Source organism: Klebsiella sp. CN_Kp088, assembly GCF_040064335.1.
Lineage (GTDB): Bacteria > Pseudomonadota > Gammaproteobacteria > Enterobacterales > Enterobacteriaceae > Klebsiella > Klebsiella aerogenes.
In genome coordinates this window covers 87,937-111,996 of record NZ_JBEAIQ010000016.1, presented here as the reverse complement: position 1 = coordinate 111,996, position 24,060 = coordinate 87,937, and the positions used below count along the sequence as shown (strand labels likewise).

Annotated in this window: 20 protein-coding genes; 11 read left to right on the top strand and 9 right to left on the bottom strand. The window is 57.7% G+C overall.

Annotation, left to right across the window (positions count from 1 at the left end):
• Positions 1-155 precede the first annotated feature (155 nt).
• Both ybjG and deoR read left to right on the top strand, forming a co-directional pair.
• Entirely contained in the window at positions 156-749 is a 594-nt protein-coding gene (ybjG, locus tag ABLV08_RS07190; RefSeq protein ID WP_020079287.1) for an undecaprenyl-diphosphate phosphatase, read from the top strand.
• Between the two features lie 86 nt (positions 750-835).
• Positions 836-1,594, top strand: coding sequence for a DNA-binding transcriptional repressor DeoR (gene deoR, locus ABLV08_RS07185; RefSeq protein WP_015367546.1), 759 nt, complete (start codon positions 836-838; stop codon positions 1,592-1,594).
• A gap of 28 nt (positions 1,595-1,622) precedes the next feature.
• Here the strand turns inward: deoR and dacC are convergent, their stop codons facing one another.
• Positions 1,623-2,825, bottom strand: coding sequence for a serine-type D-Ala-D-Ala carboxypeptidase (gene dacC, locus ABLV08_RS07180; protein ID WP_348855755.1), 1,203 nt, complete (start codon positions 2,823-2,825; stop codon positions 1,623-1,625).
• A gap of 256 nt (positions 2,826-3,081) precedes the next feature.
• On the opposite strand from dacC, the gene ABLV08_RS07175 reads away from it, so the two are divergent.
• Entirely contained in the window at positions 3,082-3,708 is a 627-nt protein-coding gene (locus tag ABLV08_RS07175; RefSeq protein WP_045364583.1) for a glutathione S-transferase family protein, read from the top strand.
• A 5-nt stretch (positions 3,709-3,713) separates the two neighbouring features.
• Here ABLV08_RS07175 and ABLV08_RS07170 read toward each other — a convergent pair whose 3' ends face one another.
• Together ABLV08_RS07170 and bssR are read right to left on the bottom strand one after the other, a co-directional pair.
• Complete coding sequence (locus ABLV08_RS07170) at positions 3,714-4,817, bottom strand: PQQ-dependent sugar dehydrogenase (RefSeq protein WP_026612365.1); 1,104 nt, start codon at positions 4,815-4,817, stop codon at positions 3,714-3,716.
• Positions 4,818-4,921: 104 nt separating this feature from the next.
• Entirely contained in the window at positions 4,922-5,305 is a 384-nt protein-coding gene (gene bssR / locus ABLV08_RS07165; protein ID WP_015367550.1) for a biofilm formation regulator BssR, read from the bottom strand.
• Positions 5,306-5,562: 257 nt separating this feature from the next.
• Between bssR and rimO the strand changes: the two genes are divergently transcribed.
• Entirely contained in the window at positions 5,563-6,888 is a 1,326-nt protein-coding gene (gene rimO / locus ABLV08_RS07160; protein ID WP_015704839.1) for a 30S ribosomal protein S12 methylthiotransferase RimO, read from the top strand.
• 205 nt (positions 6,889-7,093) lie between these two features.
• Here rimO and gsiD read toward each other — a convergent pair whose 3' ends face one another.
• From gsiD to iaaA, 5 genes are read right to left on the bottom strand one after another with little or no spacing between them, the layout of a single operon-like run.
• The gene (gene gsiD, locus ABLV08_RS07155; protein WP_015367553.1) at positions 7,094-8,005 is read right to left on the bottom strand and encodes a glutathione ABC transporter permease GsiD; all 912 of its coding nucleotides are present in this window, start codon (positions 8,003-8,005) and stop codon (positions 7,094-7,096) included.
• Position 8,006: 1 nt separating this feature from the next.
• Positions 8,007-8,927, bottom strand: coding sequence for a glutathione ABC transporter permease GsiC (gene gsiC / locus ABLV08_RS07150; RefSeq protein WP_015367554.1), 921 nt, complete (start codon positions 8,925-8,927; stop codon positions 8,007-8,009).
• A 46-nt stretch (positions 8,928-8,973) separates the two neighbouring features.
• Positions 8,974-10,515 (bottom strand): glutathione ABC transporter substrate-binding protein GsiB, encoded by a 1,542-nt coding sequence (gene gsiB, locus ABLV08_RS07145; protein WP_015367555.1) that lies wholly within the window; start codon positions 10,513-10,515, stop codon positions 8,974-8,976.
• 33 nt (positions 10,516-10,548) lie between these two features.
• Entirely contained in the window at positions 10,549-12,402 is a 1,854-nt protein-coding gene (gene gsiA / locus ABLV08_RS07140; protein ID WP_015367556.1) for a glutathione ABC transporter ATP-binding protein GsiA, read from the bottom strand.
• A 14-nt stretch (positions 12,403-12,416) separates the two neighbouring features.
• A complete protein-coding gene (gene iaaA, locus ABLV08_RS07135) occupies positions 12,417-13,358 on the bottom strand; it encodes a beta-aspartyl-peptidase (protein WP_230132960.1) in 942 nt (313 codons plus the stop codon).
• Positions 13,359-13,537: 179 nt separating this feature from the next.
• Between iaaA and moeA the strand changes: the two genes are divergently transcribed.
• The 6 genes from moeA (at position 13,538) to ABLV08_RS07105 (ending at position 21,391) form a co-directional block, all read left to right on the top strand.
• Complete coding sequence (moeA, locus tag ABLV08_RS07130; protein ID WP_348855690.1) at positions 13,538-14,773, top strand: molybdopterin molybdotransferase MoeA; 1,236 nt, start codon at positions 13,538-13,540, stop codon at positions 14,771-14,773.
• The gene (gene moeB / locus ABLV08_RS07125; protein ID WP_059444694.1) at positions 14,773-15,528 is read left to right on the top strand and encodes a molybdopterin-synthase adenylyltransferase MoeB; all 756 of its coding nucleotides are present in this window, start codon (positions 14,773-14,775) and stop codon (positions 15,526-15,528) included. Before moeA ends, moeB begins: the two co-directional genes overlap by 1 nt.
• A gap of 156 nt (positions 15,529-15,684) precedes the next feature.
• On the top strand, positions 15,685-16,584 hold the full coding sequence (locus ABLV08_RS07120; RefSeq protein ID WP_032711275.1) for a glycyl-radical enzyme activating protein: 900 nt from the start codon (positions 15,685-15,687) through the stop codon (positions 16,582-16,584).
• Positions 16,585-16,587: 3 nt separating this feature from the next.
• Positions 16,588-19,020 carry a formate C-acetyltransferase/glycerol dehydratase family glycyl radical enzyme gene (locus ABLV08_RS07115; protein ID WP_047049089.1) on the top strand — a complete coding sequence of 811 codons (2,433 nt, stop codon included), beginning with the start codon at positions 16,588-16,590 and terminating at the stop codon, positions 19,018-19,020.
• A gap of 150 nt (positions 19,021-19,170) precedes the next feature.
• Entirely contained in the window at positions 19,171-19,986 is an 816-nt protein-coding gene (locus tag ABLV08_RS07110) for a Cof-type HAD-IIB family hydrolase (RefSeq protein ID WP_015367562.1), read from the top strand.
• A gap of 139 nt (positions 19,987-20,125) precedes the next feature.
• Positions 20,126-21,391, top strand: coding sequence for a DUF1479 domain-containing protein (locus ABLV08_RS07105; protein ID WP_015704832.1), 1,266 nt, complete (start codon positions 20,126-20,128; stop codon positions 21,389-21,391).
• On the opposite strand, the gene ABLV08_RS07100 is transcribed toward ABLV08_RS07105, so the two are convergent.
• Positions 21,388-22,461 (bottom strand): LacI family DNA-binding transcriptional regulator, encoded by a 1,074-nt coding sequence (locus tag ABLV08_RS07100; RefSeq protein WP_020079297.1) that lies wholly within the window; start codon positions 22,459-22,461, stop codon positions 21,388-21,390. The genes ABLV08_RS07105 and ABLV08_RS07100 overlap by 4 nt on opposite strands.
• A gap of 296 nt (positions 22,462-22,757) precedes the next feature.
• Between ABLV08_RS07100 and ABLV08_RS07095 the strand changes: the two genes are divergently transcribed.
• Positions 22,758-24,059, top strand: a complete 1,302-nt coding sequence (locus ABLV08_RS07095) for an MFS transporter (RefSeq protein WP_213315410.1) — start codon at positions 22,758-22,760, stop codon at positions 24,057-24,059.
• The last annotated feature ends 1 nt before the right edge of the window (position 24,060 follow it).

Genomic DNA, 24,060 nt, shown 5'->3' with positions numbered 1-24,060 from the left:
TACAGGCGATATACTCGCTTTGGCGAAATACCGGCAAGGGCATCTCACGGATATATTTCGTAACAAACTGATAATTAAGACAATGCTGCTTTACCCTATCGTTGCCTTTCAATAAGGTGAGCAGCTTATTGCCATCGTAACCAGAGACTGGAAGCATGCTGGAAAATATCAACTACGCGCTGTTTGCCCTGATTAACGCCACCCCGTCCTCCTCGTGGTGGGCGATTGAGGTCGCCACGTTTATTGCCAAAGACTTAATTATCATTGTGCCGCTGCTGGTGGTGGCGCTGTGGCTGTGGGGGCCAAACCAACGTCAGTTGGTATTTAAGGTCATGCTGGCCCTGGCCCTGAGCCTGTCTATTTCGTGGGTTATCGGTCATCTGTTTCCACACGACCGGCCGTTTGTTGACGGCGTCGGCTATAACTTCCTGCATCATGCGGCGGATGACTCGTTCCCAAGCGATCACGGCACCGTCATCTTTACCTTCGCGCTGGCGTTTTTATTCTGGCACCGGGTGTGGTCCGGCACGCTGCTGCTGGTCATCGCCTCGGCGATTGCATGGTCGCGCGTCTATCTGGGAGTACACTGGCCGCTGGATATGTTGGGCGGGCTGCTGGCCGGCATGTGCGGCTGCCTTGGGGCGCAACTGCTGTGGCAGAGCGGCGGTCATGGCCTCTACCAATGGCTGCAGCGCCTGTATCGTCTCTGCTTCTCGCTGCCGATTCGTAAAGGCTGGGTACGCGGCTAACGTCTGACAGGTGACGAACCCCTCGCCGCCGGGTAAAATCAAGCTGACGCCCTGCCCTTGCAGGGCGATTTTAGCTCAGAGGGTATATGGAAACTCGTCGTGACGAACGCATTAACCAGCTAATTCAGGCACTCAAGCGCAGCGATAAACTTCACCTGAAAGAAGCAGCTTCGCTGCTTGGCGTATCAGAAATGACCATTCGTCGCGATTTAAACGGCCACAGCGGCCCGGTGGTGCTGTTGGGCGGTTACATCGTGCTGGAACCGCGTAGCGCCACGCACTATCTGCTGAGCGATCAGAAAACCCGTCTGGTGGATGAAAAACGCCGTGCCGCGCGCCATGCCGCCGGGCTGCTTGAAGCGCATCAGATGGCCTTTTTTGACTGCGGCACCACGACGCCATGGATAATCGACGCCATCGATAACGAGCTGCCGTTTACCGGCGTGTGCTACTCGTTAAATACCTTTCTCGCTCTGCAGGAAAAACCGCTGTGTCGCGCTATTCTGTGCGGCGGCGAATTCCACGCCAGCAACGCCATCTTTCTACCGCTCAGCCTGCAGGATACCTTGAGTCATCTCAGCCCGGATATCGCCTACTACTCCGCCGCCGGTATCGACTGCGAACAAGGCGCGACCTGTTATAACCTGGAAGAGCTGCCGGTGAAACACTGGGCCATGAACAACGCTCGCTACCATGTGCTGGTGGTCGATCACAGTAAGTTTGGCAAAGTGCGGCCGGCGCGGATGGGGGAATTATCGCGTTTTGACGTCATCGCCAGCGACGTTCGCCCGGATGACGATCTGTTGGCGCTGGCGAAAGAAAAGCAAATATCACTGCTGTACTAACCGCGCCCCGTAGGGCGCGGCCTGTCGCTTAAGAGAACCAGCTGCCGAACCAGCCGTGCAGTTTCATCAGCACGAAGTCTACCATGCGGCTGAAGAAGCCGCCCTCTTTCACGTCTTCCATGACGATCAGCGGTCGCTGTTCGATAGTTTTGTCATTGAGTTTAAAGTCGATGGTGCCCACCACCTGCCCTTTCGCCAACGGCGCGGTGAGCTGCGGCTCAGTCAGGTTGTAGCTGGCTTTCAGGTTTTTCAACTGCCCGCGTGGAATGGTCACCGATCCGGCTTCGCCGGCACCCAGTTTGACTTCATTACTGTCGCCGAACCACACGCGCTGGGAAATAAAGGTGGTATCCGGTTTGATTGGCGTGACGGTTTCATAGAAACGGAAGCCCCAGGTCAGCAGTTTTTCGGACTCGTTAAAACGAATACGGTCGGTTTTAGTGCCCAGCACTACCGCGATAAGGCGCATATCGCCCTGGGTGGCGGAAGAGACCAGGTTGTAGCCCGCGCCGGCGGTAGTGCCGGTTTTTACGCCATCGGCATTGAGGTTGGTGCTCCACAGCAGACGGTTACGGTTTGGCTGACGGATTTTATTGAAGGTGAACTCTTTCTCTTTGTGTACCGCGTACTCTTCCGGCACATCATGGATCATCGCTTTAGTCAGCAGCGCCATATCGCGCGCGGTACTGAACTGCCCCGGCGCGTCCAGGCCGTGGACGGTTTTAAAGGTGGTGTTGGTCAGGCCGATTTTCTGCGCGTAGCCGTTCATCAGATTGACAAACGAATCCTGGCTGCCGGCGACATAGTCGGCGATGGCGATGCTGGCATCGTTACCGGACTGAATTATCACGCCCTTATTGAGGTCTTCAACCGATACCTGCATGCCTGGCTTCAGGAACATCACCGAGGAGCCACGCAGCGCCGGGTTGCCCGTGGCCCACGCATCGCGGCCAACGGTAACCGTATCGGTCAGTTTGATTTTGCCTGCTTTCAGCGCCTGGCCTACCACGTAGCTGGTCATGATTTTGGTCAGGCTGGCCGGGTCGAGTTTCTCGTCGGCATTGCCTTCACTCAATACTTTGCCGCTGGCATAGTCCATCAGGATCCAGGCTCGCGCATCAATCGATGGCGCATCCGGAAGTTGATCCGCCGCCTGCACTGCAGGGGCCACGAGAAGTAAAAGCGCGCAGCCTGCCGCGAGGCCGCGAAGGGAAAAAGCATCATGCGTCATAAGAGCCACCCAAGTATCCTTTCCAAACAAAATATGCCGCAACACTCTTGCCGCACAGCACAAGGCGGTGAGTAAAGCGTACAAATGACCTTAAAGAAACAGCGAGTTGGTAAAGTTTTTAAAGTTTACGCAATAACGACGCTGCCTGCTGAAAACAAGGCAATTTTTTTGATCGTGATTGCCTTAATATTAACTTTATTCCAACATGATTGCTCACCATGTTGCAACGGCGATTAAATAACATGCAGGAGCGGATATGATTACGTTATGGGGCAGAAATAACTCGACCAACGTGAAGAAAGTGCGCTGGGTGCTGGCGGAACTGGATCTTCCTTATCAGCAGATTCTGGCGGGGCTGGAGTATGGTCTCAATCACGACCCGGAGTATCTGGCGATGAACCCGAACGGCCTGGTGCCGCTACTCAAAGACGATGCCAATGGGCTGGTGCTGTGGGAATCCAACGCCATTATTCGTTATCTTGCCGCGCAGTACGGGCAAAACCGTCTGTGGGTGGAGTCGCCTGTGCAGCGCGCGCAGGGTGAAAAATGGATGGACTGGGCCAATGCTACGCTGTCCCCGGCGCACCGTCCGGTATTAATGGGGCTGGTCAGAACGCCGCCGGACCAGCGCGATCCGGCGGCCATTGAGGCAGGTATTAACGCCTGTGAAGGGCTGTTCGCCATGCTCGACGATGAACTGGCGAAGCATGCCTGGCTTTCTGGCGATGAGTTCGGCCTTGGCGATGTGGCGGTGGCGCCGTTCGTTTATAACCTGCTTTCCATCCTCGACAGCTGGCAGCCGCGGCCCCATCTGCAGCGCTGGTATCAGCAAATCCAGCAGCGCCAGGCCTTCCGCGACGTCGTCATGATCCCGGTCACCTGAGGTCATTACTCCGGGCTGACCTTGAGCAGTTCACCGTCGGGCTCGTCGGTTAACAGATAAAGATAACCGTCGGGCCCAACGCGCACATCACGAATGCGTTTGCCGCGATCTTTTAATAGCCGCGTCTCCTCGCTGAGGGTATTGCCGTCCACCGAGAGCACAATCAAGGACTCATCCTTCAGCGCGCCGATAAACAACTTATGTCGCCACTGCGGGAAAGTTGACGCGTTGTAAAATGCCATCCCGCTCAACGCCGGGGAGACCGGCCAGACATGCAGCGGCGCCTCGGTATTCGGCGCGCTCTTTCCTTTAGCTTCCGGGATAGGTTGACCGCTATAGTTAATGCCGTGCGTCGCCAGCGGCCAGCCGTAGTTTTTCCCGGCGAGGGGAATATTGATCTCATCGCCGCCGCGCGGGCCATGTTCGTTCAGCCACAGCGTATCGCTCCACGGATTCATCGCCATCCCCTGCGGGTTGCGAATACCATAAGCCCAAATTTCCGGTCTGATGCCAGTACGGCCGACGAAAGGATTATCTTTGGGGATTTCCCCCTGTTCGGTCAGGCGTACCACTTTTCCCTGCAGCTTATCGAGATCCTGGGCCGTCGGGCGCTGATTATTTTCGCCTAAACCGATAAACAGATGACCTTTGCCATCGAAGACCATCCGCCCGCCGAAATGATTGCCAGTGGAGAGCTTCGGCTGCTGGCGGAAAACGGTTTTAAAATCTTCCAGGTTTTGCAGGTCGGCGCTGAGGCGGCCATACCCCACCGCCGTCCCCGCTTTGCCGTCATCGCCAGCTTCGGCATAGCTCAGCCATACCCGGCGCGACTGAGCAAAATCCGGCGCCAGAACCACATCCAGCAGGCCGCCCTGGCCGTTGGCCCACACCTTCGGCACGCCGCGAATGGGCGCCGATAATCCTTGATCGAGCTGCCAGCGTTTAAGTTCGCCGCCGCGCAGGGTAATCAGCACGCCTTCATTGTCCGGCAGGAATGCCAGTGACCAGGGGTGGTCGAGGTTATCCTGCAGCACTTCAACGCGCGGCGCGGCCATCGCCGCCATGGGCAGCAGCACAGTCATAAGTGTTATTTTGAGATATCGGCGCATGGCGCACTCCTTTCGTCAGCATTGCTGATAAGGGTAGCCAGCGTGGGCGGTCAGGCAGGGATTTTTACATAAACTTTAACAGGGGGGAAAAATCCCCCCTGGATTCAGGCGTGGGTCATTGGCGCTGAGTTATTCAGAATGTGAATATTCATCGTCAATCCCGACAGACAGCGTTCTAGCTTCTCTACGTTAACGGCAATATAAGCCGGGCAATCATGGTGCCCGCTCATCAGGCAAACCGCCGCCGAAGCGACGGACTCGCCGGCAAGGCGGAAGGCTTCCATCTCTTCCGGCGCGATGGCGTGCTGCAAACGCGGCGCGTGTACGCGCAGTTCATGGCATAGCTCAAACAAGTTATCACGCAGATGGTCATTTTCGCTGACTGACATATAGCCTTTCGCTTTACGAAGCTGGAGATAAGCCGCCAAATCGATATTGGCATTAATCAGCTTATTCAAAAGGTTAGTGTAACGTCTGTCAACGCTCATCACGGTCCTCCTCTGTCGTCCATTACCATAATCATAGTATGGTCATTTTTTGCGCGGAATCATGAGCGAGGTCAATAATCACACAGCAATTAACATTATTTACAATGTTACAACCTGGGCGGCCAACAACGCGGCTTAAACGCCTCCGCTGCGCTAACGCTTTTTCATCATTCATCGCCGCCTGGCTATACTCTTTTTCGCAAAGATCTGTAGAATTCCTGCCCTGACCATTCCAATAAATGAACATTTTTTAAGCTATGAGCAATGTCACGCACCAGCCGAAAATCGGCTTCGTCTCCCTGGGCTGCCCGAAAAACCTGGTAGACTCAGAACGTATCCTCACCGAACTGCGTACCGAAGGGTATGATGTGGTTCCCAGCTACGACAACGCCGATATGGTTATCGTCAACACCTGCGGCTTTATCGATAGCGCCGTGCAGGAGTCGCTTGAAGCGATCGGCGAAGCCTTAAAAGAAAACGGCAAAGTGATCGTTACCGGCTGCCTCGGCGCGAAAGAAGATCAAATCCGCGAAGTGCATCCGAAGGTGCTGGAAATTACCGGGCCGCATAGCTACGAGCAGGTGCTGGAACACGTTCATCACTATGCGCCAAAGCCGAAGCACAACCCGTTCCTCAGCCTGGTGCCGGAACAGGGCGTCAAGCTGACGCCGCGTCACTACGCGTACTTAAAAATTTCTGAAGGCTGCAACCATCGCTGCACCTTCTGCATCATCCCGTCAATGCGCGGCGATCTGGTGAGCCGCCCGATTGGCGAAGTGCTGGCGGAAGCCAAACGTCTGGCCGACGCCGGGGTGAAAGAGCTGCTGGTGATTTCGCAGGACACCTCCGCCTATGGCGTTGACGTCAAGCACCGCACCGGTTTCCACAACGGCATGCCGGTGAAAACCAGTATGGTCAGCCTGTGCGAAGAGCTGGCGAAGCTCGGCATTTGGGTGCGTCTGCACTACGTCTACCCGTATCCGCACGTTGACGATGTGATTCCGCTGATGGCGGAAGGCAAGATTCTGCCGTATCTCGATATTCCGCTGCAGCACGCCAGCCCGCGCATTCTGAAACTGATGAAGCGCCCGGGTTCCGCAGACCGTCAGCTGGCGCGTATTAAACAGTGGCGCGAGATCTGCCCGGATCTGACCCTGCGTTCCACCTTTATCGTCGGTTTCCCGGGCGAAACGGAAGAAGATTTCCAGATGCTGCTCGATTTCCTGAAAGAAGCGCGTCTGGACCGCGTTGGCTGCTTCAAGTACAGCCCGGTTGAAGGCGCCACCGCCAACGAACTAGCGGATCAGGTCCCGGAAGAGGTGAAAGAAGAGCGCTGGAACCGCTTTATGCAGCTGCAACAGCAGATTTCCGCCGAGCGTCTGCAGGAGAAAGTGGGCCGCGAAATTATGGTACTGGTCGATGAAGTCGATGAAGAAGGCGCGATTGGCCGCAGCATGGCCGATGCCCCGGAAATCGACGGCGCGGTCTATCTGAACGGTGAAACCAACGTTAAACCGGGCGACGTGCTGCGGGTGAAAGTCGAACACGCCGACGAATATGACCTGTGGGGTTCCCGGGTCTAATCCCGCTTCCCGGATAGCGGCTTACGCCTTATCCGGGCTACCAAACCGCTCAAACCCGTAGCCCTGCCAGGCGTAGTGCAGGCTGGGATAACCCGGATAGCGGCTTACGCCTTATCCGGGCTACCAACCGCTCAAACCTGTAGCCCTGTCAGGCGTAGCGCAGGCTGGGCTAACCTACCAACTTTGCTCCCGCCGCGTTTGTCTCCTACCCCTTTATCTTCGGATCCAGCGCATCGCGCAGGCCGTCGCCCAACAGATTAAACGCCAGCACCGTCAGGAAAATGGCGATCGCCGGGAATAACGCCACATGCGGCGCCATCACCATATCCGCGCGCGCTTCGTTCAGCATCGCCCCCCACTCCGGCGTCGGCGGCTGGGCGCCAAGGCCGAGGAACGACAGGCTGGCGGCGGAGATAATCGACACGCCGATGCGCATGGTAAAATAAACCACTATCGACGATACCGTACCGGGCAAAATATGGTTGAACAGAATGGTCGTATCGCTGGCGCCGATACTGCGCGCCGACTCAATAAACGTCTGCTGCTTCAGCACTAACGTATTACCGCGCACCAGGCGGGCGAACGCCGGAATTGAGAATATCGCCACCGCGATAATCACGTTGGCCATCCCGCTGCCCATCACCGCCACTACCGCAATCGCCAGCAGAATGCCGGGGAAGGCAAACAGCACGTCGCAGATACGCATGGTGATGCGGTCCCACCAGCCTTCGTAGTAACCGGCCAGCAGGCCGAGCACGGTGCCAATTAGCGCGCCAATTAGTACCGCCAGAACCCCTGCGGCCAGCGAAATTTGCGCGCCGACCAGCACACGGCTGAAGATATCGCGCCCCAGCGAATCAACGCCGAACCAGTGAACCATTGACGGCCCTTCATTGAGCCGGTCGTAATCAAAATAGTTTTCCGCGTCATACGGCGCTATCCACGGCGCGATAATCGCGACGATAATCAGCAGCAGCACAAATAGGCCCGCCGCCATCGCCACCGGCTGGCGACGAAAACGCCGCCAGAACTCGTGCCACGGCGTGCGGATCTGCCCGGGCTTAACGCCCGGCATGGCGTTGATAACCGCTTCCCTTCTCCAGTTGAGCAATCGCACCTTACTTGTACCTGATAGCCGGGTTAATGGCGGCATACATTACGTCCACCACTAAGTTGATAAGAATGAACTCCAGCGAAAACAGCAGCACTTCCGCCTGGATCACCGGGTAGTCGCGCATCTCCACGGAATCGACCAGCAACCGGCCAAGCCCCGGCCAGTTGAAGACCTTCTCCACCACAATGGAGCCGCCGAGCAGAAAACCGAACTGCAGACCCATCATGGTCACTACCGGGATCATCGCGTTGCGCAGGCCATGCTTCAACACCACCAGCGTTTCGCTCACCCCTTTAGCCCGCGCGGTACGCATGTAATCCTCATGCAGCACGTCGACGAACGACGCGCGGGTGAAGCGCGCCATCACCGATGCCACCGCGGCGCCAAGGGTCAACGACGGCAGAATATAGTGCCGCCAGCTGTCGGCGCCGACCGTCGGCAGCCAGCCCAGCTCGACGGAAAAAACCTGCATCAGCAGCATGCCGAGGGCGAACGCCGGGAAGGAGATACCGGTTACCGCCAGCGCCATCCCCAACCGATCCGGCCAGCGATTGCGCCACACCGCCGCGGCGATGCCCGCCGCCATGCCGAACAGCACCGCCCAGCTCATACTGGCAAGCGTTAACCATAGCGTCGGCATAAAGCGGCTGGCGATTTCGCTGGTCACCGGGCGGCGCGAAGCCATCGAGATACCGAAATCACCCTGCAATACATTGGTGATGTAGTGCCAGAACTGCACGTGCAGCGGCTGATCGAGCCCCAACTGTTGGCGAACCATCGCCACCACCTGCGCATCGGCTTCCGGCCCGGCGATCAGCCGCGCCGGATCGCCCGGCAGCATATGTACAAACAGGAACACCAGAACGGCGACGATAAACAGCGTCGGAATGAGCCCCAGCAGGCGCTTCAGAACGTAATTCAGCATCGCCCCCTCCCATTTCGGCAGAAGGAACGCGTGAGCATAAGCACTATCACTGCGTCAGATCCGCCTGCTCGAAGCTAAAACCGGTATCCGGTTGAATATAAAACCCGGTCAGGTTTTTGCTATGCGCCGATACCAGCTTTTCCACCACCAGCGGCACCCACGGCGACTCTTTCCAGATAATGTCCTGCGCATCTTTATAGAGTGTGGTCTTCTGTTGCGCATCGGTCGTTTTCAGCGCCTCGCTCAGGTCTTTATCGACCTGCGGGTTGCTGTAAAACGCGGTGTTAAACAGGGTCGGCGGCCAGTTTTGTGAGGCGAATAGCGGCGACAGCGCCCAGTCGGCTTCGCCAGTCGACGCTGACCAGCCGGTGTAGAACATCCGCACCCCGCTCTCTTTCTGCCCCTTGCCTTCAACCTGCGCCGCACGCTGTCCGGCATCCATCGCCGTCACTTGCGCTTTTATACCCACCTGCGCCAGCTGCTGCTGGGTAAACTGCAGCACCTTCTGCGCGGTGCTGTGATTATGCGATGACCACAGCGTGGTGCTAAAGCCGTTAGGGAAACCGGCTTCTTTCAGCAACTGACGGGCTTTCGCCGGGTCGTAAGGCCATGCGCTGTAGGTCTGGGCGTAAGCAATAGAAGGCGGTACGACGCCGGTCGCCGGGGTGGCGTATCCGGCAAACGCGACCTTAACCAGCGCCTGACGGTTAATCGCATAGTTAATGGCTTCCCGCACCTTCGGATTATCGAACGGCTTCTGCGTTACGTTCATGCTGATATAGCGCTGCATAATCGACGGGCTGGCCACCAGCTCCAGCTTGCTGTTTTTCGCCAGCAGCGGCGCTTGCTCGTAAGGGATCGGGAAGGCGAACTGCGCCTCGCCGGTTTGCAGCATCGCCGCACGGGTGTTGTTATCGACCACCGGGCGCCAGGTAATGGAATCCAGCTTCGGCAGCCCCGGCTGCCAGTAACCGTCAAACTTGCTGACTTTGACGAAATCGGTCTGGTTCCAGGTATCGAGCTTATACGGCCCGGTACCTACCGGGTGGAAGCCGATCTCCTTGCCATATTTTTTCAGCGCCGCCGGCGAAATCATCGCCGTCGCCGGATGGGCAAGAATATTGATAAACGCCGAGAACGGCTGTTTGAGCGTGATTTTGACCGTCGTCGGATCCACCGCCTCGGTGCTGGCGATATTCTTGTACAGGTTATAACGTTTGAGATGGTTATCCGGATTGCTGGCGCGGTCGAGATTCGCTTTCACCGCTTCGGCGTTAAAATCGGTGCCATCCTGGAATTTCACCCCGCTGTGCAGCTTGATGGTATACACCAGACCATCCGCCGAAACGGTATAACTTTCCGCCAATACGTTTTGCAGTTTCATCTCTTTATCAAGGCCGAACAGGCCTTGATAAAACGACTTCGCCACCGCCTGCGATAACGTATCGTTCGCGTCATAGGGATCAAGGGTCGTGAAGTTGGAACCGACCGCCACTACCACATCTTTCGCGGCGAAGGCCGGCGTCGCCGCCAGCGCCGAGGCGATGCCAAGCGCCAGTAGCCATTTGCGTGTAACAGGTTGAGTCATGTTGTTATGCTCCTGCAAGAGTGCGTTAGGTTGTTATCGGCTCAGTACATCGGCGGGCTCACGGGCGACATAATGCCCCGGCGCTACCAGCTGTAACGGCGCGCTGTCGATTTCTTCTCCCGGTTTATAGATATTCCCCGGCAGCTCGTCAGAGAGTAATACGCGCTGCGGTTGACGATGCGCCGGATCGGCGACCGGCACCGCCGCCATCAGTTTACGGGTGTAAGGATGCTGAGGGTTCTCAAACACGGCGCGACGCGGGCCAATCTCCACGATCCGCCCGCGATACATCACCGCTACGCGGTGGCTGATGCGCTCCACCACCGCCATGTCATGGGAAATAAACAGAAATGCGATGCCCATTTCACGCTGTAAATCGAGCAGCAGATTAATAATCTGCGCGCGAATAGACACGTCCAGCGCCGACACCGACTCATCGGCGATCACCACTTTCGGATTGAGCGCCAGCGCGCGGGCGATGCAGATACGCTGCCGCTGACCGCCGGAAAACTCATGCGGATAACGCCACGCGTGTTCCGCCTCCAGCCCCACGCGCTGCAACAGCCAGGCGACGCGTTCGCGAGCCGCATCCCCTTCCAGCAGACCATGCACGCGCAGCGGCTCCATAATGGAATAACCGACCGTCTGCCGCGGGTCGAGCGAAGCGTAAGGATCCTGAAAAATAAACTGAATATCGCGGCGCAGCGTCTGTAGCTTGCCGCCGGACAGCGCATCAATACGCTGGCCGTTAAAGGTGATGCTGCCGCCCTGCGCTTCCACCAGCCGCAGCAGCGCCCGCCCGGTGGTCGATTTACCGCAGCCGGATTCGCCGACCAGCGACAGCGTTTCGCCCGGCCACAGGTCGAAACTCACTTTTTCCACCGCATGCACTTCGCGGGTGACGCGGTTGAGAATACCGCCGCGGATCGGAAAACGCGCGACCAGGTCGCGTACCTGTAAAATCGGTTTGCCGGCTACCACGGTATTCTGTTCCGGCTGCTGGGTCACACCGTCGTTGAGCAGCGGGAAGCGTCGCGGCAAATCGCTGCCGCGCATCGAGCCGAGCTTCGGCACCGCCGCCAGTAGCGCCCGGGTATAAGGATGCTGCGGGGCGCGAAAAATATCCTCGACGCGCCCGCTTTCTACCGCTTCGCCGCGGTACATCACCAGCACGCGATCGGCGATTTCCGCCACCACGCCCATATCGTGAGTGATAAACATCACCCCCATCGCCATCTCTTTTTGCAGCGCGGCGATAAGCTGCAGGATCTGCGCCTGAATCGTGACGTCCAGCGCGGTGGTGGGTTCATCGGCAATCAGTACCGCCGGGCGACACGATAACGCCATGGCGATCATCACCCGCTGGCGCATGCCGCCGGAAAGCTGATGCGGGTAACGTGAAAGCATCGCTTCCGCCTCCGGAATACGCACCCGTTCGAGCATCTTTTTAGCTTCCCGCAGCGCCTCGTCATGGCGCAGCCCCTGATGTAGCCGAATAGACTCGGCGATCTGTTCGCCAATGGTGAATACCGGGTTCAGCGAGGTCATCGGCTCCTGAAAAATCATCGCCACGTCCGCGCCGCGAACCTGACGCATCTGCCCCGCCGTTTGTGCATTAATATCAATCACCTGACGGTTGCGTCGACGCAGCAGCAACGCCTCGCTGCTGACTTCGCTGACCGCCCCGTCGAGCAGGCGCATCAGCGCCAGGGCGGTCACCGATTTTCCGGAACCGGACTCGCCGACAATCGCCAGCGTCTCGCCGCGGCGGAGACTAAATGACAGGTTACGCACCGCAGAAACGCGCTGCCGCTGCTGGCTAAAGGCGACGTTAAGATCGCGTACCACCAGCACATCGTCTTCATCAATTTCATGACTTTGCGGCAAACTCGCTTCTCCTTTTATTCGCGATAAATTCCAATCGTCGGCGTATCACCCGCATAACACCACGCCCGGTACATCCCTTCACTGTTGAACGGCAGCACCACATTCCCCTCGCGGTCGATGGCGATAAGGCCCCCGCTGCCGCCCAGCGCCGGCAGTTTTTCTTGCACCACCCGCTCGCAGGCCTCAAACAGGCTGAGATTGCCGTACTCCATCAACGCTGAAATGTCGTAAGCGGCGAGCGTGCGCATGAAGACTTCGCCGGTGCCGGTGCAGGAGACCGCGACGCTGGCATTATTGGCATAGCAGCCCGCGCCCGGCACTGGGCTGTCGCCGACGCGTCCGGGCAGTTTATTGGTCATTCCGCCGGTGGAGGTCGCTGCCGCCAGATTACCGGCCAGGTCCAGCGCCACCGCGCCGACGGTACCCATTTTGTGGCGTTCATCGAGCGGCGCGGCATGGTGGTCGAGAATAATCTCGCCGCCCTCTTTCGCCTGCTGTAACTGCAGAAGCCGCTCGGTGCTAGAAAATAACTCGTTTTCAACCAGCGCCATGCCGCGCGAGGCGGCAAACTTTTCCGCCCCTTCGCCGATAAGCAGCACGTGCGGACTTTCTTCCAGCACCAGACGCGCCGCCAGCACCGGGTTACGCAGATGCTTTACGCCAGCCACCGCGCCGGCCTGCAGGCTATAGCCATCCATCACGCAGGCATCCAGTTCGTGAGTTTGATCGTGGGTAAACACGGAACCTATTCCGGCGTTAAATAGCGGGCACTCTTCCAGCAGGCGTACCGCTTCGGTCACCGCATCCAGCGCGCTGGCGCCTGCTGCCAACATTTTTTGTCCGCTATCGACGATGGCCGACAGCGCGGCCACATACTCGCGTTCGCGCGACTGAGTCATCTGCGCGCGGCTAATCGCGCCGGCGCCGCCGTGGATTGCTATTACCGCCTTACCCATTCAATCTTTCCTTTGCCATAAACTGTATAGATATCATTATACTGACTAACCTTTTATACGTTTTTTGAATATAGAAAGAGCATCCGGTGATGTAAAGCCTCGTACCGCAGTGGCATACAGTCGCCGGCGCTTTTCTGCCATAATAGGCGTTTTCGACGTTTTGCCAGCAGGAGTAACCCATGGATTTTACCGCCGGACTGATGCCGCTCGACACAGCCCTGACTCAGATGCTCGACCGTATTTCGCCGCTGCAGGCCACGGAAACCCTGCCGCTGCTGCAGGCCTTTTCGCGCGTGACCGCCCATGATGTCGTTTCGCCGCTGGACGTACCCGGTTTTGATAACTCGGCGATGGACGGCTATGCTGTGCGCCTGGCCGACCTCACCGACGGCGCGGCGCTGCCGGTTGCCGGTAAGGCCTTTGCCGGCCAACCGTTCCACGACGCCTGGCCGGCGGGCACCTGTATCCGCATCATGACCGGCGCGCCGGTGCCGGAAGGCTGCGACGCCGTGGTGATGCAGGAAGAAACGGAACAAAGCGACGCCGGCGTGCGCTTCATCGCGCCGGTAAAAGCCGGGCAAAATATTCGCCGGCGCGGGGAAGATATCGCCAACGGCGCGGTAGTATTCCCGGCGGGTACGCGTCTCACCGTAGCCGAGCTGCCGGTGCTGGCATCGCTGGGCATTGCCGACGTCGAGGTAGTCCGTAAAGTGCGCGTCGCGGTCTTCTCGACCGGGGATGAACTCCAGTTGCCGGGCCAACCGCTCGGCGATGGCCAGATTTATGATACTAACCGCCTGGCGGTACATCTGATGCTCGAACAGCTGGGCTGCGAGGTGATCAACCTCGGCATTATTCCTGACGATCCGGCAAAGCTGCGCGACGCCTTTATCGCCGCCGACCAGCAGGCCGATGTGGTAATAAGCTCAGGCGGCGTCTCCGTGGGCGAAGCCGATTACACCAAAACTATCCTCGAAGAACTGGGCGAGATCGGCTTCTGGAAGCTGGCGATTAAGCCGGGTAAACCGTTCGCCTTCGGCAAGCTCAGCAACAGCTGGTTCTGCGGCCTGCCGGGCAATCCGGTTTCCGCCACCTTAATCTTCTATCAACTGGTACAGCCGCTGCTGGCCAAGCTCTCCGGCAACCGCGGTCAAACCCAGCCGATGCGTCTGCGCGTGCGCGCCGCCAGTCGGCTGAAAAAATCGCCGGGCCGCCTCGACTTCCAGCGCGGCGTGCTGCAACGCAATCCGGAAGGCGAACTAGTGGTGAGCACCACCGGCCATCAGGGCTCGCACATTTTCAGCTCATTCAGCCTCGGTAACTGCTTTATCGTACTGGAGCGCGAACGCGGCAACGTCGAAGCGGGCGAATGGGTCGAAGTCGAGCCCTTTAATCATCTGTTTGGGGGGCTGTAATGGCCGTTGAGCTGAGCGACGAGGAGATGCTGCGCTATAACCGGCAGATCGTACTGCGAGGGTTTGATTTCGACGGTCAGGAGCGCTTAAAAGCCGCTCGCGTACTGGTCGTCGGCCTCGGCGGGCTCGGCTGCGCCGCCGCTCAATACCTGGCGGCAGCCGGGGTGGGTCAGCTCACCCTGCTGGATTTCGATACCGTTTCATTATCCAATCTACAACGCCAGACGCTGCACAGCGACGCAACCATCGGCCAGCCCAAGGTCGATTCTGCCCGCAATGCGCTGGCGCACATTAACCCGCACGTCCGGCTGGTCACCATCGATGCAATGCTGGATGACGCGGCGCTGGCAACGCAGATTGCCGACCACCATCTGGTGCTGGACTGTACCGACAACGTTGCTATTCGCAACCAGCTCAATGCTGGCTGCTTCCAACACAAAACCCCGCTGGTCTCCGGCGCGGCAATTCGTATGGAAGGGCAAATCAGCGTCTTTACCTATCAGGACGGCGAGCCCTGCTATCGTTGCCTGAGCCGCCTGTTCGGCGAAAACGCCCTCACCTGCGTCGAAGCCGGGGTGATGGCGCCGCTGGTCGGCACTATCGGTTCACTGCAGGCCATGGAGGCGATTAAACTGCTGACCGGTTACGGCACCCCCGCCAGGGGAAAAATCGTGATGTATGACGCGATGACCTGCCAGTTTCGCGAAATGAAGCTGATGCGCCACCCGCAGTGCGAGGTGTGCGGTTCACGCTAAACTCCAGCCGCCGGCGAGGCAGGTCGCCGGTTATTTTGTGAACCACGCCGTTCTTTTTTTCCCCATCTCTACTACCCACTCTGATTGTTGATTTGCGTCAATATAACTTTCATTCGAAAGTTATTTAATCTTCATATGCAAATAAGAGGGTAAATCATGATCTTCAACATCCAGCGCTACTCCACCCATGACGGCCCGGGGATCCGTACCGTCGTATTCCTTAAAGGCTGTTCGCTGGGCTGCCGTTGGTGTCAGAACCCGGAAAGCCGCGCCCGCAGCGAAGACCTGCTGTATGACGCGCGGTTGTGCCTTGACGGCTGCGAACTATGTCAGCAGGCGGCGCCGGAGGTGATTACCCGTACTCTGGACGGCCTGATTATCCATCGGCAAAACGTCAACGACGACCATATCGCCGCGCTACGCGACTGCTGCCCCACTACCGCGCTGACGGTCTGCGGCGAGGAAAAAAGCGTGGCGGAAATTATGGCGACGGTGCTGCGTGATAAACCATTTTACGATCGCAGCGGCGGCGGCATCACCCTTTCCGGCGGCGAGCCCTTTATGAACCCGACGCTGGCGCAGGCGCTGTTCGAAGCCAGCCATCAGGCGGGCATTCACACCGCCGTGGAAACCTGCCTGCACGTACCGTGGAAGTACATTGAACCCTCTTTACCGTTTGTCGATCTGTTTCTGGCCGACCTGAAGCACGTCGATGACGCCGTCTTCCAGCAGTGGACCGACGGCAGCGCCCGCCGGGTGCTGGATAACCTGCAGCGCCTGGCGCAGGCAGGGAAAAAAATCATCATTCGCGTCCCATTAATTCAGGGATTTAACGCCAGCGAAGCCGACATTACCGCGATTACCGATTTTGCCGCCGACCGTCTTCAGGTCAGCGAAATCCATTTCCTGCCGTACCACACGCTGGGAATGAATAAATACCAACTACTCAGTCAGCCCTATACCGCACCGGACAAACCGCTGGCCGCTCCCGAGCTGCTGGCCTTTGCGCAGCAGTACGCGCAAAGCAAAGGTTTAACGGCGACCCTACGAGGATAACTTATGACCACCTTAAAACTGGATACTCTGAGCGCCCGCATTCAGGCGCATAAAATGGCGCTGGTGCATATCGTTAAGCCGCCGGTTTGTACCGAGCGCGCCCAACACTATACCGCCGCCTATCAGCAACATCTCGATAAACCGATCCCGGTACGTCGCGCGCTGGCGCTGGCCCATCACCTGGCGGAACGCACTATCTGGATCAAGCACGATGAGCTGATCGTCGGCAACCAGGCCAGCGAAGTTCGCGCCGCGCCGATTTTCCCGGAATATACCGTCAGCTGGATTGAGAAAGAGATCGACGATCTCGCCGACCGTCCGGGCGCCGGCTTCTCGGTCAGCGAAGAGAATAAGCGCGTATTACATGAAGTGTGCCCATGGTGGCGCGGGCAGACCGTTCAGGACCGTTGCTACGGCATGTTTACCGATGAACAAAAAGCGCTGCTCGCTACCGGTATTATCAAAGCCGAAGGTAACATGACTTCCGGCGATGCCCACCTGGCGGTCAACTATCCGCTGCTGCTGGAAAAAGGGCTCGACGGCATGCGCGCGAAGGTCGCTGAACGCCGCTCGCGTATTAATCTGACGGTGCTGGAAGATCTGCACGGCGAACAGTTCCTGAAGGCGATCGATATCGTGCTCGCGGCAGTGAGCGAACACTGCAAACGCTTCGCTACGCTGGCGCGCGACATGGCGGCGCAGGAGCCGCGTGAATTGCGCCGCGACGAGCTGCTGGCGATCGCCGAAAACTGTGAAATTATCGCCCACGAGCCGCCGAAAACCTTCTGGCAGGCGCTGCAGCTCTGCTACTTCATTCAGTTGATCCTGCAGATTGAATCCAACGGCCACTCGGTCTCTTTTGGCCGCATGGACCAGTACCTCTATCCATACTACCGCCGCGACGTTGAACTGCAGCAATCGTTGGATCGCGAACAGGCCATTGAGCTGCTGCATTGCTGCTGGCTGAAGCTGCTGGAGGTCAACAAAATTCGCTCGGGCTCGCACTCCAAAGCTTCCGCCGGTAGCCCGCTGTACCAGAACGTCACCATCGGCGGGCAAAATCTGGTCGACGGTCAACCGCAGGACGCCGTCAACCCGCTGTCGTACGCGATCCTCGAATCCTGCGGCCGCCTGCGCTCGACCCAGCCGAACCTCAGCGTGCGTTACCACGCCGGGATGAGCAACGACTTCCTCGACGCCTGCGTGCAGGTGATCCGCTGCGGTTTCGGCATGCCGGCGTTTAATAACGATGAAATCGTCATTCCGGAATTTATCAAGCTCGGCATTGAGCCGCAGGACGCCTACGATTACGCCGCTATCGGCTGTATCGAAACCGCGGTCGGCGGCAAATGGGGCTATCGCTGCACCGGCATGAGCTTTATTAACTTCGCGCGGGTGATGCTGGCGACGCTGGAAGGCGGCCGCGATGCCACCAGCGGCCAGGTGTTCCTTGCCCAGCAACATGCGCTATCGAAAGGCAACTTCGCTAACTTCGACCAGGTACTGGAAGACTGGGACACCCAGATCCGCTATTACACCCGTAAATCCATCGAGATTGAGTACGTTGTCGATACCATGCTGGAAGAGAACGTCCACGATATTCTTTGCTCAGCATTAGTCGATGACTGCATAGAACGGGCGAAAAGCATCAAGCAAGGCGGCGCGAAATATGACTGGGTTTCCGGCCTGCAGGTCGGGATTGCCAACCTCGGCAACAGCCTGGCGGCGGTGAAAAAACTGGTCTTCGATCAGGGCGTTATCGGCCAGCAGGAGCTGGCGAAAGCGCTGGCGGAAGATTTTGCCGGCCTGACCCACGAGCAGTTACGTCAGCGGTTAATCAACGGCGCGCCGAAGTACGGCAACGATGACGACAGCGTCGACATTCTGCTGGCCCGCGCCTATCAGACCTATATCGACGAGCTGAAGCAGTACCATAACCCGCGTTACGGCCGCGGCCCGATTGGCGGTAACTATTACGCCGGTACGTCGTCTATCTCCGCTAACGTCCCGTTCGGCGCGCAGACCATGGCGACGCCGGATGGCCGCAAAGCGCACGCGCCGCTGGCGGAAGGGGCCAGCCCGGCCTCCGGTACCGATCACCTGGGGCCAACGGCGGTTATCAGTTCGGTAGGCAAACTGCCGACCGGCGCGATCCTCGGCGGCGTGCTGCTCAACCAGAAGCTGAATCCTTCCACGCTGGAGAACGAGTCTGATAAGCAAAAGCTGATGGTGCTGCTGCGTACTTTCTTTGAAGTGCACAAAGGCTGGCATATTCAGTACAACATCGTGTCACGCGAAACGCTGCTGGAAGCCAAGAAACACCCTGACCAGTACCGCGATTTAGTGGTCCGCGTCGCCGGATACTCGGCGTTCTTCACCGCCCTGTCGCCGGATACTCAGGACGATATTATCGCCCGTACCGAGCATACGCTGTAAGGAAAATACCCGGCCGGCGCTGCGCTGAGCCGGGTGACATCTTCTGTACCCGTTGATAATTGGATAAACTTTCATTCGAAATAAATTTGTGCTCCCCATCACATTGTAATTAGAATGTTACTGGTCGAAGTTAAGCCAGGAGCACCTCTTATGACCGTTAAAGTTATCGTCACCGATATGGACGGAACTTTTCTCAATGACGCCAAGCAGTATGACCGCCCGCGTTTCCTCGCGCAGTTTGCGCAGCTTAAACAGCAAGGTATTGAATTTGTTGTCGCCAGCGGTAACCAGTACTATCAGCTGATCTCATTTTTCCCGGAAATCCGCGAGCAGATTTCGTTCGTCGCAGAAAACGGCGCTCTGGTTTACGAGCATGGCAAACAGGTGTTCCACGGCGAACTGACCCGTCACGAATCACAGGTGGTGATTGGCGAACTGCTAAAAGACCCGCAGCTCAACTTTGTCGCCTGCGGCCTGCAAAGCGCATACGTGAGCGATAAAGCCCCGGACGCCTTTGTTGAGCTGATGTCGAAGCACTACCATCGTCTGCAGCGGGTAAGCGATTACCATCGCATCGACGATACGCTATTCAAATTCTCCCTCAACCTGCCGGATAGCGATATCCCACAGCTTATCGATAAATTGCACGTCTCGCTGGATGGGATCATGAAGCCGGTCACCAGCGGCTTTGGCTTTGTCGATTTGATTATCCCCGGCCTGCATAAAGCCAACGGCATCAGCCGCCTGCTCAAACGCTGGAACCTTTCGCCGCAGCAATGCGTAGCAATTGGCGACAGCGGCAATGACGCCGAAATGTTAAAACTGGTGAAATATGCTTTTGCTATGGCCAACGCTGCCGACAGCATCAAAGCCATCGCCGGTTTCACCACCGATGACAATAACCACGACGGCGCGTTGAAGGTGATTCAGGCCGTTCTCGATAAGACCTCCCCTTTCAACGACTGATCCTGTGCCGGGGTATCCGCCCCGGCTTTTCCATTTTGTGCGCCGCTGCATAATTTTAAACTTGCATTAACTCTAATTTAACTTAAATTAACGTTTGTAAGATTTAATACCTTCGAATGAAAGATACAGCGAGGTGATTATGGCTGCTCTCCCTACCCACGAAACATTACCTGCCGACCATAAAGCGGCGATTCGCCAGATGAAACAGGCCTTACGGGCGCAAATCGGCGATGTTCAGGCAGTGTTCGATAAACTCTCGGCGCGTATCAGCGAGCGCCTGGACGAGATTAACGCCCTGAAAGCCGCGGGCCAGGAGGTCTGGCCGACGATCCCGTTTAGCGATATCGCCCAGGGTAAAGTGAGCGATGCGCAGCGCGAGGCGATTAAGCGCCGCGGTTGCGCGGTTATCAAAGGCCACTACCCGCGCGAACAGGCGCTGGCCTGGGATAACGCGATGCTGGAATACCTGGACCTGAACCATTTCGACGACGTTTACAAAGGGCCCGGCGACAGCTTCTTCGGTTCGCTGGAGGCTTCGCGCCCGGAGATCTATCCGATCTACTGGTCGCCCTCGCAAATGCAGGCGCGCCAGAGCGATGAAATGGCGGCGGTACAATCCTTCCTTAACCGCCTGTGGCGCTTCGAACAGGACGGCAAACGCTGGTTCGATCCGGATGTCAGCGTGATTTACCCTGACCGCATCCGCCGCCGCCCGCCGGGAACCACGTCAAAGGGGCTGGGCGCGCATACCGATTCCGGGGCGCTGGAGCGCTGGTTGCTTCCCGCCTATCAGCAGGTTTTCGCCAACGTCTTTAATGGCAATATCGACGCCTACGATCCGTGGGACGCGGCGCATCGTACCGAAGTGGAAGAGTACACCGTCGATAACACCACCAAATGTTCTGTCTTCCGCACTTTCCAGGGTTGGACAGCGCTGTCGGACATGATCCCCGGTCAAGGGCTGCTGCACGTGGTGCCGATCCCGGAGGCGATGGCTTACGTTCTGCTGCGTCCGCTGCTGGATGATGTGCCGGAAGATGAACTATGCGGCGTCGCGCCGGGCAAGGTACTGCCGATCTCTGAGCAATGGCATCCATTGCTCATCAAAGCGCTAAGCTCGATTCCCGCGCTGAATGCCGGTGATTCCGTCTGGTGGCACTGCGATGTCATTCACTCGGTCGCGCCGGTGGAAAATCAACAGGGCTGGGGCAACGTCATGTACATCCCGGCCGCGCCGATGTGCGAGAAAAACCTCGCCTATGCGCAGAAGGTAAAAATCGCGCTGGAAAAAGGCGCCTCGCCGGGGGATTTCCCGCGTGAAGATTACGAATGCGACTGGCAGGCGCGCTTCACCGTTGCCGATCTTAACGATCACGGCAAACGCGCATTGGGCATGAAGATCTAATCATCATACAGACCTTGCTGTTCTACGGCGGTATGGCTCTTGCCTGGCCGGATCCGCCGCACCGAATCGCGTACCACCAGGGCGCCGTGCAGCAGTAGCGAGCCGTGCGGCGCTTCCGGGCGCAGCAGACGCTGCTGCAAAAGATGCACCGCCTCGCTGCCGAGCTCATCCCGCGGCACATGAATCGCCGTTAGCGGCACGTCCTGAATCGCCGCCAGATTAAAACCGTCGATACTCATCACCGAGACATCCTGCGGCACCCGCAGGCCTCGTTTTTGCAGCGCGCTGACGGTACCGGCGGCCATAAAATCGCCGCCCACCAGAAACGCCGTCGGCATCGGGCGCCCCTGTAAAGCATCGAGCCAGGCCCCGACCTGCTCTTCCGTTTCTCTGGCGCTAAAGTTGGCGACGCTAATCAGGTCGCGGCTACCGGTAAATCGCAGGTTGCGCGCGCGCCACGCCTCCTTGATACCCACCAGCCGTAGCTCCATGGTATAGCGGCGCAGGCACATCACGTTCATTACCGCCTGATGGCCCATATCAAACAGATAACGAGCGGCGCACTGGCCAATCAGCCGATGGTCAGGCGCAATAGAAGGAAGCCGCATCCCTTCATCCCGGCAGTTAATTAATACGCAAGGTTTGCCAAGATCCGCCGCCAGCGCGTGGATATGCCGATCGTCGATACCCAGCAATACCGCCGCCTGGGTGTCGGTCTCGTTCATGCGGGCCAGAAACAGATTGGCGTCGCTGTCGTTTTCTTCCAGCGCGCAATAGCGCAGACGTACTTCATGCGGCGCCAGCGCGTTATTAATACTCTGGATGACGCGGTAGTAGAAAATATCTGAACGTTCGTCGAAGGCCCGTTGCGGAGCAAAAATCAGCAGGTTGTTGAGCAGTAGCCGCCCGGCAGCCAATCCCTGCATCACCCCCAGCTCGCGGGCGCAGGCCAATACCGCCTGACGGGCCTTTTCGCTGGTATTCGCTTTTCCGGCTAAGACGCGCGAAACCGTACTGGCTGACAGCCCGGTGCGGGCGGCAATTTCGGCGACTCGCAGCTTTTTATCCATTCTGTGATCCAGCTCCAATTCAAAAATGAAAGAATTTTCATAGTCGCCAAACCCTGACCAACAAGCAAATACTCCGGAAAATTATGAGAACTACGTCATCTCATGAAAAATTTTGCATAAATAGCGCTACTGCCCGCCGTCTTTCTCCCTTATTTTGAATTGGTCCAATATCTTCCATACTAGTTATACCAATAGATATTGAAATAAAAACAAATAATTCAAATAGTTAGAACTATTACGTGACGACTCAGCGGCTGAAGCGTCATTTCCCCCTACAACGTCTTGTGGAGAGTTCTATGAGTCAAGGCCTCAACAATGATATGGCAGTCAGCAAAACGCGCCGGGTGGTGAAAAACCTGCGCTGGTGGGTGCTGGTGCTGTTTTTACTTGGCGTCACCGTCAACTACATCACACGTAACTCGCTGGGGATTATCGCCCCGGAACTGAAAGCCACTCTCGGTATTACCACCGAGCAATATTCGTGGATCGTCGGCGCATTTCAGCTGGCTTATACCATCTTCCAACCGCTGTGCGGCTGGCTTATCGACGTCATCGGGCTCAAGCTGGGCTTTATGGTTTGCGCCACCTTGTGGGCGGTAGCCTGTATCGCGCACGCCGGAGCAGGCAGCTGGCTGCATCTGGCTATTTTACGCTTCTTTATGGGCGGCGCGGAGGCGGCCGCCACCCCGGCTAACGCTAAAACCATCGGCGAGTGGTTCCCGAAATCCGAACGGCCGATCGCCGCCGGCTGGGCTGGCGTCGGCTTTTCTATCGGCGCAATGCTGGCGCCACCTATCATCTACTTCGCCCACGCCTCCTTCGGCTGGCAGGGCGCGTTTATGTTTACCGGCGTGCTGGCGCTGCTGTGGGTAGTGCTGTGGTGGGCGTTCTATCAGAGCCCGGAAAAGCACCCGAATCTCAGCAAAGGCGAGCTGGAGTACATCAAGCAGGACAACGAAGCGCCGCCGGTGAAGCTACCCTTTTTTACCGCGCTAAAAACCGTCTCGAAGAACAAACGTTTCTACGGTATCGCCATCCCCGCTTTTATGGCCGAGCCCGCCTGGGCGGTACTGAGCTTCTGGGTGCCGCTGTACCTGGCGAAAGAGCACGGTATGGATCTTAAGCAGATAGCGATGTTCGCCTGGCTGCCGTTCCTCGCCGCCGATCTTGGCAGCGTGGTCAGCGGTTATCTCACCCGCCTGTACGTCCGTTGGTTCGGCTGTACGCGAGTCAATTCGGTCATCGCCAGTTCCGTGACCGGCGCGTTTCTGATGCTCTCGCTGGCCCTGGTGGCCATTACCCGCGATCCCTATATCACCATCATCCTGATCTCCATTGGCGGTTTCGGCCATCAGATCATCTCCTGCATGCTCAGCGCGCTGGTGGTGGAGTCTTTCGACAAGGGACAAATGGCCACGGTCAACGGTATGCGCGGCTCCGCGGCGTGGATCGCCAGCTTCCTGTTCTCATTATTAATCGGGGTGACCGCCGACAAAATTGGCTTCAACCCGCTGTTTATCGCCATGGGTTTCTTTGACCTGATTGGCGCCGTTTTCCTGGTGGCATTTATTGCTGAACGTCGCGCCAAGCGCGCCTGAG

Excerpts from the sequence above, each read along its gene's own strand:
- ABLV08_RS07170 (WP_026612365.1), bottom strand. The coding sequence starts at position 4,817 with ATGCGCCGATATCTCAAAATAACACTTATGACTGTGCTGCTGCCCATG.
- moeA (WP_348855690.1), top strand. The coding sequence starts at position 13,538 with ATGGATTTTACCGCCGGACTGATGCCGCTCGACACAGCCCTGACTCAG.
- ABLV08_RS07110 (WP_015367562.1), top strand. The coding sequence starts at position 19,171 with ATGACCGTTAAAGTTATCGTCACCGATATGGACGGAACTTTTCTCAAT.
- ABLV08_RS07100 (WP_020079297.1), bottom strand. The coding sequence starts at position 22,461 with ATGGATAAAAAGCTGCGAGTCGCCGAAATTGCCGCCCGCACCGGGCTG.
- gsiB (WP_015367555.1), bottom strand. The coding sequence starts at position 10,515 with ATGACTCAACCTGTTACACGCAAATGGCTACTGGCGCTTGGCATCGCC.
- bssR (WP_015367550.1), bottom strand. The coding sequence starts at position 5,305 with ATGAGCGTTGACAGACGTTACACTAACCTTTTGAATAAGCTGATTAAT.
- deoR (WP_015367546.1), top strand. The coding sequence starts at position 836 with ATGGAAACTCGTCGTGACGAACGCATTAACCAGCTAATTCAGGCACTC.
- moeB (WP_059444694.1), top strand. The coding sequence starts at position 14,773 with ATGGCCGTTGAGCTGAGCGACGAGGAGATGCTGCGCTATAACCGGCAG.
- ABLV08_RS07175 (WP_045364583.1), top strand. The coding sequence starts at position 3,082 with ATGATTACGTTATGGGGCAGAAATAACTCGACCAACGTGAAGAAAGTG.
- ABLV08_RS07120 (WP_032711275.1), top strand. The coding sequence starts at position 15,685 with ATGATCTTCAACATCCAGCGCTACTCCACCCATGACGGCCCGGGGATC.
- gsiC (WP_015367554.1), bottom strand. The coding sequence starts at position 8,927 with ATGCTGAATTACGTTCTGAAGCGCCTGCTGGGGCTCATTCCGACGCTG.
- iaaA (WP_230132960.1), bottom strand. The coding sequence starts at position 13,358 with ATGGGTAAGGCGGTAATAGCAATCCACGGCGGCGCCGGCGCGATTAGC.
- dacC (WP_348855755.1), bottom strand. The coding sequence starts at position 2,825 with ATGACGCATGATGCTTTTTCCCTTCGCGGCCTCGCGGCAGGCTGCGCG.
- ABLV08_RS07105 (WP_015704832.1), top strand. The coding sequence starts at position 20,126 with ATGGCTGCTCTCCCTACCCACGAAACATTACCTGCCGACCATAAAGCG.
- ABLV08_RS07095 (WP_213315410.1), top strand. The coding sequence starts at position 22,758 with ATGAGTCAAGGCCTCAACAATGATATGGCAGTCAGCAAAACGCGCCGG.
- ABLV08_RS07115 (WP_047049089.1), top strand. The coding sequence starts at position 16,588 with ATGACCACCTTAAAACTGGATACTCTGAGCGCCCGCATTCAGGCGCAT.
- ybjG (WP_020079287.1), top strand. The coding sequence starts at position 156 with ATGCTGGAAAATATCAACTACGCGCTGTTTGCCCTGATTAACGCCACC.
- rimO (WP_015704839.1), top strand. The coding sequence starts at position 5,563 with ATGAGCAATGTCACGCACCAGCCGAAAATCGGCTTCGTCTCCCTGGGC.